Annotated in this window: 11 protein-coding genes; 10 read left to right on the top strand and 1 reads right to left on the bottom strand. The window is 65.5% G+C overall.

Annotation, left to right across the window (positions count from 1 at the left end):
- The first annotated feature begins 1 nt into the window (after position 1).
- The 10 genes from ACEN9F_RS26395 to ACEN9F_RS26350 all read left to right on the top strand — a co-directional run bounded on the left by ACEN9F_RS26395 (position 2) and on the right by ACEN9F_RS26350 (position 11339).
- Entirely contained in the window at positions 2 to 736 is a 735-nt protein-coding gene (locus tag ACEN9F_RS26395) for a GntR family transcriptional regulator (RefSeq protein ID WP_413424897.1), read from the top strand.
- Positions 733 to 1830: an N-acetylglucosamine-6-phosphate deacetylase gene (gene nagA / locus ACEN9F_RS26390; RefSeq protein ID WP_413424895.1), complete on the top strand. Its 1098-nt coding sequence runs from the start codon at positions 733 to 735 to the stop codon at positions 1828 to 1830. Before ACEN9F_RS26395 ends, nagA begins: the two co-directional genes overlap by 4 nt.
- Positions 1831 to 1835: 5 nt before the next feature.
- The gene (locus tag ACEN9F_RS26385) at positions 1836 to 2849 is read left to right on the top strand and encodes an SIS domain-containing protein (RefSeq protein WP_413424893.1); all 1014 of its coding nucleotides are present in this window, start codon (positions 1836 to 1838) and stop codon (positions 2847 to 2849) included.
- Between the two features lie 88 nt (positions 2850 to 2937).
- The gene (locus tag ACEN9F_RS26380; RefSeq protein ID WP_413424891.1) at positions 2938 to 4170 is read left to right on the top strand and encodes an ABC transporter substrate-binding protein; all 1233 of its coding nucleotides are present in this window, start codon (positions 2938 to 2940) and stop codon (positions 4168 to 4170) included.
- 1 nt (position 4171) lies between these two features.
- Entirely contained in the window at positions 4172 to 5137 is a 966-nt protein-coding gene (locus tag ACEN9F_RS26375) for a carbohydrate ABC transporter permease (RefSeq protein WP_413424889.1), read from the top strand.
- Positions 5134 to 5937 (top strand): carbohydrate ABC transporter permease, encoded by an 804-nt coding sequence (locus ACEN9F_RS26370; protein ID WP_413424887.1) that lies wholly within the window; start codon positions 5134 to 5136, stop codon positions 5935 to 5937. The genes ACEN9F_RS26375 and ACEN9F_RS26370 overlap by 4 nt, the downstream gene beginning before the upstream one ends.
- Complete coding sequence (gene nagZ, locus ACEN9F_RS26365; RefSeq protein WP_413424885.1) at positions 5934 to 7430, top strand: beta-N-acetylhexosaminidase; 1497 nt, start codon at positions 5934 to 5936, stop codon at positions 7428 to 7430. The genes ACEN9F_RS26370 and nagZ overlap by 4 nt, the downstream gene beginning before the upstream one ends.
- A gap of 39 nt (positions 7431 to 7469) precedes the next feature.
- On the top strand, positions 7470 to 8792 hold the full coding sequence (locus tag ACEN9F_RS26360; RefSeq protein ID WP_413424883.1) for an MFS transporter: 1323 nt from the start codon (positions 7470 to 7472) through the stop codon (positions 8790 to 8792).
- A gap of 6 nt (positions 8793 to 8798) precedes the next feature.
- On the top strand, positions 8799 to 9920 hold the full coding sequence (locus tag ACEN9F_RS26355) for an ABC transporter ATP-binding protein (RefSeq protein ID WP_413424881.1): 1122 nt from the start codon (positions 8799 to 8801) through the stop codon (positions 9918 to 9920).
- 105 nt (positions 9921 to 10025) lie between these two features.
- A complete protein-coding gene (locus ACEN9F_RS26350) occupies positions 10026 to 11339 on the top strand; it encodes a hypothetical protein (protein WP_413424879.1) in 1314 nt (437 codons plus the stop codon).
- 33 nt (positions 11340 to 11372) lie between these two features.
- Here the strand turns inward: ACEN9F_RS26350 and ACEN9F_RS26345 are convergent, their stop codons facing one another.
- Positions 11373 to 12629 (bottom strand): glycoside hydrolase family 18 protein, encoded by a 1257-nt coding sequence (locus ACEN9F_RS26345; RefSeq protein WP_413424877.1) that lies wholly within the window; start codon positions 12627 to 12629, stop codon positions 11373 to 11375.
- Between the last annotated feature and the right edge of the window lie 14 nt (positions 12630 to 12643).

The following is a 12643-nucleotide window of genomic DNA, read 5'->3' as shown; positions in this document are numbered from 1 at the left end:
AGTGCTAGCCCAGTTGAGCGATTTCCGGCCGGATGCCGACAGCGATACCCCGTTGTACATGCAGCTTGCGAACAAGCTGTCCGACGGTATCGCCGACGGCGACTGGCGCGCCAACGAGGCTTTGCCGTCCGAGCGCGTGCTGTCGGACATGCTCAACATCTCGCGCGTGACGGCGCGCAAGGCGATCGACATGCTGTGCGAGCGCGGCATGCTGACCCGCAAGCGCGGCTCCGGCACCTACATCACGCCGAAACTGGAACAGCCCCTGTCGCGCCTGACCAGCTTTTCCGAGGAGCTGCGCGAGCGCGGCTTCACCGCCGGTTCGCGCTGGCTGCAGCGCGACATCGGCATCGCCTCGCCGATCGAGCTGCTGTCGCTCGGCCTGTCGCCCAACATGCCGGTGGCGCGCCTGAAGCGCCTGCGCACCGCCGACGACGTGGTGATGGCGATCGAGACCACCACGATCCCGGCGCAGTACATGCCGAATCCGCACAGCGTCACCGATTCGCTGTACGGCTACCTGGAAGCCAACGGCACCATACCGATGCGCGCGCTGCAGCATATCCGCGCCGTCAACGCCAGCGCCGAACAAGCGCGCCTGGCCAATATACCTGCGGGTGCTGCGATGCTGCACATCACCCGCGTCAGTTATCTCGACAACGGCGCAGCGGTGGAGCTGACCCACTCGTATTGCCGCAGTGATTATTATGAATTCGTAGCGGAGTCGCGCAGATGAGCGATGCAATCAAAGGCAATATCCTGACATCGGCGGGCTGGGTCCGCGGTGAACTCACTTTCGGCGAGCGCATCGCGGCCATCAACGGCAGCAGCACCGACCCTTCGCAAAACGAAGAAGTCTATATCCTGCCTGGCTTTATCGACCTGCACGTGCACGGCGGCGGCGGCAAGGACGTGATGGAAGGCGGCGACGCCGTCCGCACCATCGCCGCGATCCACGCGCGGCACGGTACCACCAGCATGCTGGCCACCACCATGACCGCGCCGCCGGAAGACATCGACCTCGCGCTGAAGGGCATCGGCCTGGCCGCCGCCCAGCGCGGCAAAGGCGAGGCGCGCGTGCTCGGCGCCCACCTGGAAGGCCCGTTCATCAACTCCGGCAAACTCGGTGCGCAGCCGCCTTACGCGCGCTCGGCCAAGCTGGCCGACGTCGAGAAGCTGGAAGAACTGGCGCCGTTGAAGCTGATCACCGTGGCGCCGGAAATCGAAGGCCACCTGGAGCTGGTGCGCGAACTGTCGGACGCCGGCATGCGCGTGCAGATCGGCCACACGCTCGGCTCCTACGAAGACGGCGTGGCCGCGCTGGAGCACGGCGCGCACGGCTTCACCCATTTGTTCAACGCCATGACCGGACTGCATCACCGCGAGCCGGGCATGGTCGGCGCCGCGCTGGCCCATGCGCAGTATGCCGAATTCATTCCCGACCTGCTGCACGTGCACCCGGGCGCCATCAAGACCGCGCTGCGCTGCATTCCGCATCTGTACTGCGTCACCGATTCGACTTCCGCCACCGGCATGCCGGACGGCGAGTACATGCTGGGCCGCCACACCGTCATGAAATGCATGGGCGGCGTGCGCCTGCCCGACGGCACGCTGGCCGGCAGCACCCTCACCATGGACCAGGCGCTGCGCAACCTGGTCGGACTCGGCCTCGATCTGGCGGACGCCTCGGCACGGGTCTCAACGTATGCGGCCGATTATCTCGGCCTGCAAGAGCGGGGCCGCCTGGCCCCCGGCGCCTACGCCGACTTCGTGGTGCTCGACCGTGACCTGAATCTTAAAGCCGTCTATATCGAAGGAGAATTGTTGTGACCTCAATGATGTTGAAAGAAGCCCTGTCCGCAGCCGATTGCGTCGCCACGCAACTGTCGCACGACGGTGACCGTTACGCGGAGCTGGGCCGCAAATTGAGGAGCACCTCCTTCTCGACCGCGCTGACCATCGCGCGCGGCAGCTCCGACCATGCCTGTGCCTACGCCGCCTACCTGATCATGGCGCGCCTGGGCCGCGTGGTGGCGTCGCTGCCGATGTCGCTGGTGACGCTGAACAAATCGCCGCTGATCACCCGCGACACGCTGGCCATCTCGATCTCGCAATCGGGCCAGAGTCCGGACGTGGTCGAGCCGATCAGATACTTCCGCGACGGCGGCGCCACCACCATCGCGCTGGTCAACGACATCGATTCGCCGCTGGCGCAAGCCGCCGAATGGGCGATGCCGCTGCGCGCCGGCAAAGAACAAAGCGTGGCCGCGACCAAGAGCTTCATCACCAGCCTGGTCGCCGGCGCCCGCCTGGTCGCCGCATGGCAGAACGATCCGGAGCTGCTGGCCGGCCTGGAAGCTTTGCCGGAATCGCTGCGCGCGGCGACCACGGAAGACTGGTCGTCGGCGATTGAAGTGCTGGCCCCGGCCCGCAACATCATGGTGGTCGGCCGCGGCATCAGCTTCCCGGTCGCGTTGGAAGCATCGTTGAAATTCAAGGAAACCTCGGCACTGCAGGCGGAAGCCTTCAGCGGCGCGGAAATCAAGCACGGCCCGATGGCGCTGATCGAGGAAGGCTATCCGCTGGTGATCTTCGCCACCCGTGGCCCGACGCAATCGAGCCTGCTGCAACTGGCGACCGAGATGCGCGGCCGTGGCGCGCGCGTGCTGCTGGCCGCGCCGGCCGACGTCGCCGACCGCGACCTGACCCTGCCGGTTGCGGCGACGCCGGACCTGGATCCTATCGTCGCGATCCAGACCTTCTACGTGATGGCGGCAAAACTGTCGGCGGCGCGTGGCATGGACCCGGACCAGCCGCGTCACCTGAGCAAAGTCACCAAGACCAACTAAGATGTTCGAGAAGCCGTCATTCCCGCGCACGCGGGAATCCATAGGACGCCGCAATGGTCGCTCAGCATGGATTCCTGCTTTCGCGGGGATGACGGCGCTGCTGCTGGGTATGGGCTCGGCCCTCGCCACTGAAAAAATCGAGTTCTGGACCTTCAGCATGAAGCCCAAGTTCACGCCCTACTTCGAGACGCTGGTGAGGAACTACGAAGCCGGCAATCCGGGCGTGAAAGTGGAATGGGTCGACTTCCCCTGGGATATCATCCAGACCAAGCTGGTCACCCGCATCGTCGCCGGCACGCCGCCGGCGCTGGTCAACCTCAACGTGCCGTGGGCCGACGAATTCGCCCGCGACGGCTTGCTCGCCCCGGTCGACGCGCTGCTCGGCGACGCCCGCCCGCGCTACCTGGCCAGCACGCTGGAAGACCTGACCTTCAACGGCAAGACCTACGGCTTCCCGATGTACAGCAACGTCGCCGTCATCGCCTACAACACGCAGATATTCAAGGCCGCCGGCATCCCGCACGCGCCGCGCGATCTCGACGAGCAGCTGCTGTTCGCGCGCCGGATCGCCGCCCGCACCGGCAAGGCGGGCCTGTGTCCCGCGCTGTCCAAGATCGACGGCCTGATGATGCAGCAAGGGCTGGCCGTGATCAGCAACGGCAAGGCGGTCTTCAACTCGCCCGCACACGTGGCGCTGATCGCCAAGCTGGCGGAAACCTACAAGGCCGGCGGCCTGCTGAAGGACGCGCTGTTTGCCGAGGATAACTTCCCCGCCGCGATCGACGCCTACAAGGGCGGCCGCCTCGGCATGCTGCTGGCGCCGCCGACGGCGGTCAAGCGCATCCAGAGCGATGCGAAAGATATCTATGCCATCACCGATGTCGCTCCGGTGCCGCTGGGCCCGACCGGCATCGCCGACGGCGGCTGGCTGGTGCACTTCGCGGTGCCGAAGAATGTCGATGCCAAGCTGCTGCCGGCCATCGGCAAGTTCGCGCGCTACCTGACCAATGACGCCAACCAGCTGGCGTTCGCCAAACAGGCCAGCGTCTATCCGGCGATGGCGCAGGCGGCCAACGATCCGTTCTTCACCACCGTGCCGCCGGGTGCCGGTGCGGCCGAGAAGGCTGTATCGGCGGGCGCGGTGTCGATGCCGCATTCGCACACGCTGTACGTGGCCGGCATCACCGACTACGACGAATTGCGCCGCTACCTGGTGAAGGCTGTCGAAGCGGGCGTCACCGGCAAGCAGGACGTCCAGCAGGCGCTGGACCAGGCGGTCGCGATCTGGAACAAGAAGCTCGCTGTACAGCGGAGCCATTGATATGAGCGAGAACCGCGCCGCCACCGTCATTCCCGCGAACGCGGGCCCCCATGCTGAACCGGCCAGTCCAGCCGGCATGGATTCCCGCGTGCGCGGGAATGACAAGATGCGCCGCATCAACCTCACCGCATGGCTGTTCCTGGCCCCCGCGCTGATCCTGCTGGCGATCTTCTCCTTCTGGCCGGTGGCCTTCGGCTCGCTGCTGGCCTTCACCGACTACAGCCTGATACGCGAAACGCACTGGGTCGGCCTGGACAACTTCCGCTACATCTTCGACAACGAGATGTTCGTCACCGGCCTGAAAAACTCGCTGCTGTTCCTGCTCATGGTGCCCTTCGTGCAGATCGGCGCGCTGGGCCTCGCGGTCCTGGTCAACAACCAGCTGCCCGGCATCCGCTACTTCCGCGCCGCCTTCTACGTCCCGGTCGTGACCACGGTATCGGTGGTCGGCATCATGTGGGGCTTCATGTTCCACGAACAGGGCGCGCTGAACTACGTGCTCATGACGCTCAACCTCGTCGGCGCCCCGGTCGGCTGGCTCTCCAACGACAACCTCGCGCTGTTCGCCATCATGTTCGTCACGCTGTGGCGCGGCCTGGGCTGGTACATGGTGATGTACCTCGCCGCATTGCAGGCGGTCCCCGCCGACATGCAGGAAGCCGCCATCCTCGACGGCGCCAACCGCTGGCAGCGTTTCTGGAAGATCACCGTGCCGATGCTGCGCCCCACCATCATGATCTGCTCCGTCCTCTCCGTGCTGGCCGCGCTCAAGGCCTACCAGGAAGTGGACGTGCTGACGCAAGGCGGTCCGATGAACTCCACCTTCACCGGCCTGTATTACGCCTACGACCAGGGCCTCAAGCACCTGAAGCTGCCGCGCGCGCTGGCGGCCAGCTTCGTGATGTCCATTTTCTGCATCGGCATCGCCCTGCTCTGCCTGCGCTACATCAAGCCCAAGCACCGATGAAAACCCTCGGCCACTACCTCATCCTGTGCGCGCTGGCGGTCGTCTGCGTGTTCCCGTTCTGGTGGACGCTGGTCACGGCGCTGTCCACCGAAGGGAACATCTTCGCCTTCCCGCCGACGTTCTGGCCGAAGGAACCATCGTTCGAGAACTTCGTCGAAGTCTTCAACGCGATCCCGATCTGGTCCTTCTTCCGCAATTCCGTCTTCATCGCCGCCTGCACCGTGTTCTGGAAGCTGGCCCTGTGCTCGGCCGCAGCCTATCCGCTGGCGCGCATGCACTTCAAGGGCCGCAAGCTGGTGTTCGGCCTGATCCTCGCCACGCTGGTGCTGCCGTCGGAAGTCAACTTCCTGGTCAACTTCATCACGGTGACGAAACTGAGCCTGGTCGACACCTACACCGGCGTGATCCTGCCGAATGTCGTCACGGCGGTCGCCATCCTGCTGCTCAAGCAGGCGTTCGAGGAAGTCCCGCAGGACCTGATCGATGCCGCCCGCGTGGACGGCGCGTCCGAATGGACCATCTTCAGCAAGATCATGCTGCCGCTGATCGCGCCGTGGCTGGCCACGGTCGGCATCCTGACGGCGGTCGAAGCATGGAACGAATATATCTGGCCCTCGATCGTCATGAGCAAGCCGGACGAATTCCCGCTGTCGGTGGGCGTGCTGTATTTGCGCGGCACCTTCGGCAGCAGCACGCGCGTGATCGCCGCCGGGACTGTGCTAACCATCCTGCCCACGCTGGCAGCCTTCTTGTTTACCCAACGATTCTTCATGCGCGGCATGGACGGAGCAGTGAAATGACCCAGACCCAAAACGAACTCAGAAAAATAGCCGGCCAACTCATCATGATCCGCTTCCCCGGCACCGTGCTGGACGCCGCCACCGCTGAATTCCTGAAGACCAACAGCATCCGCGCCGTCTGCCTGTTCCGCGGGAACATGACCGACTCCGAGCAGCTGGCCAAGCTGACCGCCGACCTGCGCGCCGCCATGGGCCCAGAATCGTTGATCGGCATCGACCAGGAAGGCGGCGCCGTGGTGCGCTCGACCTGGGTGCCGGCGCCGCCGGCCGCCATGGGCCTGGGCGCGGCCGACGACACCGACCTGGCCCACCGCACCGGCGCCGCCGTGGCGCGCGCGGTCAAGGCGCTGGGCTTCAACTGGAACTTCGCGCCGGTGCTGGACCTGAACAACAATCCGCACAACCCGGTGATCGCCGAGCGCTCCTTCGGCGCCGAGCCGAAACGCGCCGCCGAACTGGCGATGGCGTGGATGGCCGGCAGCCATGCCGAAGGCGTGGCCTGCTGCGTCAAGCACTTCCCCGGCCATGGCGACACCAACGTCGATTCGCACCGCGACCTGCCGACCGTGAACAAGCCGGTCGAGGAACTGGACCGCCTGGAACTGGCGCCGTTCCGCATCGCCTCCGGCGCCGCGCCGGCCATGATGACCGCGCACATCGTCTACCCGACGCTGGACCCGGACAATCCGGCCACCATGTCGCGCCGCATCCTCACCGGCCTGCTGCGCGATGAATGGAAGTACAAGGGCATCGTCATCACCGACGGCATGGACATGCACGCCATCGCCGGCCGCTATGGCGTCGGCAACGCCGCCGTGCGCGCGCTGGCCGCCGGCGCCGACATGGTCATGGCGCTGGGCACCACCGAAACGCAGGAAGAAACGCTGAACGCGATCGCCGCGGCGCTGGCCTCCGGCGAGCTGTCGCAGGAAGAAGTACAGGTCCGCCTGGACCGCCTGGCCGCGCTGGCCAAGGCCTATCCATGCAAGCCGCGCTCGTACAAGGAAGACGCCGCCGACCGCGAGGTGATGGCCGAAGGCTGGCGCCGCAGCCTGACCGCCTACGGCGCGCCGCAGCGGCCCGCCAAGGGCGCGCAGGTGCGCCTGGTGGTGCGCCAGGACGTGGTCAGCGACGGTGTCTCGGAAGCCGGCGTGCCGGCCGAGAAAGTGGCCGAGTCGCTGCGCCGCCTGTACGACGTCGAGCTGGTGACCTTCGCCGACGCCGACACCTTCGACTGGACCGCGCTGCCGCGGGACGGCCGCTTCACCGTGCTGGCCTCGACCTCGCGCCTGCGTTACGGCGAGCACGCGCGCGGCACCTGGCGCCCCGACCTGCACCTGGCATTGTGGAACCCGTACCAGGCGCTCGACATCCAGGCCCCCGCGCTGATGACCTACGGCTTCGCCAAGCCGGCGCTGGACGCGGTCAACGGCTGGCTGTCCGGCGAATTACAAGCCACCGGCAACGCGCCGGTGCCCGGCTTCGCCAAGTAAACTAAATACGAACGACGGGCGGACAGGAGACGACGTACCATGGACCAGAACAAACCAACAATCCGCGACCCCAAGCTCTGGGTGCCCAGCCTGTACCTGGCGCAGGGGCTGCCCTTTTTCGCGGTGATGATCGTCGCCAACCAGATGTTGAAGAGCATGGGCGTGCCCAACGACGAGCTCAATCACTGGACCGGCTTGATCGGCTTCGCCTGGGTGTTCAAGCCGCTGTGGAGTCCCTTCCTGGAACTGGCCAGCAGCAAGAAGCTGGTGGTGGTGTCGTTCCAGATCTTCGGCGGCCTGTGCCTGGGCGGCGTCGCGCTGGCGCTGCAGGCGCCGTTCTGGTTCGCCGCCTGCATGGCGATGCTGGCGCTGGTCGCGATCTCGGCGGCCACCCACGACATCGCGTGCGACGGCTTGTACATCACCAGCCTCGATGAAAAAGGCCAGGCGGTGTACGCCGGCTGGACCGGCACCTTCTTCAACGCCGGCAAATTCTTCACCACCGGCGGCCTGCTGCTGCTGGCCGGCTACTTCGAGAAGACCATCGGCGTGGTGCCGGCATGGACCATCAGCTTCTGCATCCTGGGCGCCATCATGGTCGGCCTGGGCCTGTACAACAGCTGGGCGCTGCCGCTGGCGAAGAACGCCGTCTCCACTGACACCAACGCCGCCGCCATCGCCCGCACGCTGTGGCAGGTGATCATCGAGTTCTTCAAGAAGCCCGGCATCTGGATCTCGATCCTGTTCATCATCCTGTTCCGCGCCGGCGAGGCGCAGGTGCAGTCGATCGGCCCGCTGTTCCTGCGCGAGGCGCGCCACCTCGGCGGCCTTGGCTTGTCGACCGCCGAAGTGGGCGCCGTCTACGGCACCGTCGGCACCGTGGCCTTCGTGGTCGGCAGCATCGCCGGCGGCTACTTCACCTCGTGGCTCAGCCTCAAGCGCGCCATCCTGTGGCTGATCCTCGCGGTCAACCTGCCCAATGTGGCGTTCTACCTGCTGTCCTATTTCCAGCCGACCGACCTGTCGATCATCGGCGCCGCGCTGAGCGTGGAGATGTTCGGCTACGGCTTCGGCTTTGTCGGCCTGATCCTGTACATGATGCAGGTGGTCGCGCCGGGCAAATACCAGACCGCGCACTACGCCTTCGCCACCGGCATCATGCAGCTGGGCTTCGTGCTGTTCAAGCTGTTCAGCGGCGACATCCAGATCGCGCTCGGCTACCAGCACTTCTTCGTCTGGGTCATGCTGTGCGCGATCCCGGTCGCCATCCTGTCGCAGATCATTCCGATGACGGCGCGGCCGCAGCAGGAAGAAGAACCAGCGGCGCCGGCGCCGGTGCCCCATGCAGAACAGATAGGATAAGCGCGCATGGCCAGCGTCAGCCTCAAAGGCATCGTCAAGCACTACGATAAAACCCAGGTCATCCACGGCGTCGACCTCGATATCGCCGACGGCGAATTCATGGTCTTCGTCGGCCCGTCGGGCTGCGGCAAGTCCACGCTGCTGCGCATGATCGCCGGCCTGGAAACCATCGGCGGCGGCGCGCTGCACATCGGCGGCACGCTGGCCAACGACATCGCCCCGGCGCAGCGCAAGCTGGCGATGGTGTTCCAGTCCTACGCGCTGTATCCGCACATGACGGTGTACGAGAACATGGCGTTCGCGCTCAAGCTGGCCGGCCACAAGCCGGCCGAAGTGGCGGCTGCGGTGGAACGCGCCGCCGCCATCCTGCAGATCGCGCCGCTGCTCAAGCGGCGGCCGAAGGAGCTGTCCGGCGGCCAGCGCCAGCGCGTCGCCATCGGCCGCGCCATCGTGCGCAAGCCGGAGGTGTTCCTGTTCGACGAACCGCTGTCCAACCTGGACGCCAGCCTGCGCGTGCAGATGCGGGTCGAGATCAGCCGCCTGCACAATGAGCTCAAGACCACCATGATCTACGTCACCCACGACCAGGTCGAGGCGATGACGCTGGGCCAGCGCATCGTGGTGTTCAACGGCGGCCGCATCGAGCAGGTCGGCACGCCGCATGAACTGTACAACCATCCGGCCAACCTGTTCGTGGCCGGCTTCCTCGGCACGCCGAAGATGAACTTCATCCCCGGCGAGATCGTCGCCACGGCCGGCGACAGCGTACGCGTGCTGCTGCCCGGCGGCGCCGTGGTGGTGGTCGATGCGGCCGTCGACGTTGCCTCCGGTCCGCAGCCGGGCGACAAGGTCACGCTGGGCGTGCGCGCCGAACACCTGGCCATCGCCGCGCCGGAACAAGGCGGCAACGTCATCGACGTCGGCGTCGGCCACGTCGAGTACCTGGGCGACCTGTCCATCGTCTACGCCACGCTGGCCGGCGTGCCGGAGATGATCGCCGTCAAGCAAACCGCCGAGGCGCCGCCGCTGCACGCGGGCAACCGCGCGCGGGTGCACTTGCCGGCCTCCCGTTGCCTGTTATTTAACGCCGGGGGCCGCGCCCTCGCGCGCGGGGCGGCACACACTTGAATTCGGATTTCTAACCGGTTTTATGTAACAATACGCGGGTTTACTCTGCCCGACGTCCTGGCGCCCCTGCGCCGCCCGTCTAATTTGTTTGATTGAAGGATACCCATGTCCCATATTCGTCTTGCTCGTATTAGCCTGCTCCTGGCCGCCATCGGCCTGAACGCCGCTCCAGCCATGCTGGGCATGTCCGCCGCCCACGCCGCGGAAGAGAAAAAAGCCGCGCCGGAAGCGCCGAAAGACACTGTCCGCCCGGAAATCTACAAGCTGATCGACCCGGCACAGACCAAGGAACTGCTGGCAGCGAAGAACTACACCGAATTCCAGACCCGCATCGACACCGCGGCGGCCATGCCGAACATTACCCCGTACGAAGCCTTCATACTGAACCAGATGCGCGTGCAACTGGGCCAGGCCTCGGGCAATAACGAGCTGTCCATCAAGGGTCTGGAAGCGATGATCGAATCGGGCCGCCTGAAGCCGGAAGAAAAACTGCGCTTCATCGACGCGATCGCCGGCATCTACTACAGCAACCTGAAAGACTTCGACAAGGCCATCGTCTGGTTCAACCGCTACGGCGCCGAATCGGGCGACAACGTCAAGCAGCGCCAGTTCCTGATCCGCGCCTACTTCCTGAAGAACGATTTCGCCACCGCGAAGACCGAGGTGCTGAAGGATATCGACGCCGCGAAAAAATCCGGCGTCGCGCCGCCTAAGGACGAGCTGAACCTGCTGGGCAACATCGGCATCAAGACCAAGGACACCGCCCTGTACCTGCAAGCCGTGGAAGAGCTGACCCGCTACTATCCGAGCGAAGACTACTGGAACGACCTGCTGAACCGCACGCGCGGCAAGAAGACCTACGCCACGCGCTTCGACCTGGACCTGGTGCGCCTGAAAGCCGTCGCCGTGCCGACCAAGATGGAACCGGAAGACTACGTGGAACAGGCCGAACTGGCCGTGCTGGGCGGCTTCTTCAGCGAAGCCAAGATCGCGATGGACAAGGGCTTCCCTGGCGCCATCCCTGCCGGCAAGGACAAGGTCGCGCTGCAGAAGATCCGCGACAGCGCCAACAAGGGCGCCGCCGACGATGCCAAGAACATCGATGCCGGCGTCGCCGCCGCGCAAAAGTCGAAAGACGGCGTCGGCCTGGTCAACCTGGGTTACAACTACATCACCCTGGGCCAGTTCGACAAGGGTATCGACCTGATGAAACAAGGTATCGCCAAGGGCGTGTCCAAGAATCCTGACGACGCCAAGCTGCGCCTGGGCTACGCCCTGGCACTGGCCGGCAAGAAGGACGAATCGGTCCAGCTGCTGCAAACCATCACCGGCGCCGATGGCCGTGAAGACCTGGCCCGCTACTGGATCATGTACCAGAACCCGCCAGCGGCGGCACCTGCTGCAGCGGCAGCGAAGTAATAACCAAACGCCGGCTTCAAGCCGGCGTTTTTCTTAGCGCATCGCCTCCGACAAGGTGCGCAACAGCTGATGCTCGCCATCGGCGCTCAACTCCCAGAACATCGCCCCGCGCAAGCCCTGCTGCCTGATGTAGCGGGCTTTCTCCTTCAACGAAGCCTGGTCTTCGTAGCTGATCCAGATCTGCTCCTGCGCGTTGTACAGGTAGGGCACGCGCGCCGACGCGTTCCAGTAGCGCCGGTAACCGTTGCCGCCCTCGAAAGCCGGCGTCAATATGCCCTGCTTCAGCAGGTGGCTGAAGCCATACGAGTTGCCGCCATTGATGCCGCCTGCGGCGCCGCCGTCGCAGGCCTGGTATTGGCCGTCGCCGTCCGCGCCGCGCGCGCACCCCTTCCAGCCGTAGCCGTAGAACGGCACGCCCAACACCAGTTTACTGGCCGGCACGCCGGCCTTCAGGTAGCGTTCCACCGAACCGGCGGCGTAGAAGCCGTTGGCCGTCACCGGATCCTTCGCGTCGCCGAACAGCGCCGCGTGGTGGCCGCTGTTTTTCTCCCACGGCATATGGTAGTCGTAGGCCATGATATTGATCCAGTCCAGCGTCTGCGACAGTTCCTTGATCCACGCGCTGTTGCCCGCGTCGTTGACGTAGTTGGCGTTGCCGCCGGCCGCGATGGTGATGCTGTAATGCTTGCGGTCCTTCCTGCCGGCCGTGTCGAAGGCGATGCGCAGCTCGCGCGCCAGCTTGATGAAGTTCTGCTTGTCCTGCGGCCGCGCGCAGGTTTCGCCCGCCACGCAAGGCACGCCGGCCTCGGCCGGATATTCCCAATCGATGTCGATGCCGTCCAGGCCATAGCGCCGCATCAGCTTGACCGACGAGGCGATGAAGTTGGCGCGCGCCTCGGCCGAATCGGCGACGTTGGAGAAGCGGTTCGACCAGTCCCACCCGCCCACCGACGCCACCACCTTGAACCTGGGATGCCGCTTCTTCAGCGCCACCAGCGCGCGCAGGTTGGCGCCGTCCACCGCCTCGTCGCGGAAGGCCAGCGCGCCGTTGAGCGGCTCCTGGCACGGCGCCACGTAGTTCACCGAGGGCTCGGGATTGCCATGCCTGCCGTCCCAGCAGACATCGACGAAGGCAAACAACGCCATCGTCAGCCTGCCGGCATCGACATTGGCGGCGGTGACCGCGAAGGCATCCGACTTCCAGCCGGGGTAGTAGCCGATCACTTCGGAAGCGGCGGCGGGCAAGGTGCCGGCGACGGCAAGCGCCAGCGCCAATTTGAGTGCGTTCATAGGTCCTTGAAAGG

Origin of the sequence: Duganella sp. CT11-25, assembly GCF_047302815.1 — a bacterium.
In the GTDB taxonomy this organism is placed as follows: Bacteria; Pseudomonadota; Gammaproteobacteria; order Burkholderiales; family Burkholderiaceae_D; genus Rugamonas.
Note: the sequence above shows the minus strand (reverse complement) of the source record. Positions and strands in the feature narration are given on the sequence as shown.

Excerpts from the sequence above, each read along its gene's own strand:
- nagA (WP_413424895.1), top strand. The coding sequence starts at position 733 with ATGAGCGATGCAATCAAAGGCAATATCCTGACATCGGCGGGCTGGGTC.
- ACEN9F_RS26385 (WP_413424893.1), top strand. The coding sequence starts at position 1,836 with ATGATGTTGAAAGAAGCCCTGTCCGCAGCCGATTGCGTCGCCACGCAA.
- ACEN9F_RS26380 (WP_413424891.1), top strand. The coding sequence starts at position 2,938 with ATGACGGCGCTGCTGCTGGGTATGGGCTCGGCCCTCGCCACTGAAAAA.
- ACEN9F_RS26375 (WP_413424889.1), top strand. The coding sequence starts at position 4,172 with ATGAGCGAGAACCGCGCCGCCACCGTCATTCCCGCGAACGCGGGCCCC.
- ACEN9F_RS26370 (WP_413424887.1), top strand. The coding sequence starts at position 5,134 with ATGAAAACCCTCGGCCACTACCTCATCCTGTGCGCGCTGGCGGTCGTC.
- nagZ (WP_413424885.1), top strand. The coding sequence starts at position 5,934 with ATGACCCAGACCCAAAACGAACTCAGAAAAATAGCCGGCCAACTCATC.
- ACEN9F_RS26360 (WP_413424883.1), top strand. The coding sequence starts at position 7,470 with ATGGACCAGAACAAACCAACAATCCGCGACCCCAAGCTCTGGGTGCCC.
- ACEN9F_RS26355 (WP_413424881.1), top strand. The coding sequence starts at position 8,799 with ATGGCCAGCGTCAGCCTCAAAGGCATCGTCAAGCACTACGATAAAACC.
- ACEN9F_RS26350 (WP_413424879.1), top strand. The coding sequence starts at position 10,026 with ATGTCCCATATTCGTCTTGCTCGTATTAGCCTGCTCCTGGCCGCCATC.
- ACEN9F_RS26345 (WP_413424877.1), bottom strand. The coding sequence starts at position 12,629 with ATGAACGCACTCAAATTGGCGCTGGCGCTTGCCGTCGCCGGCACCTTG.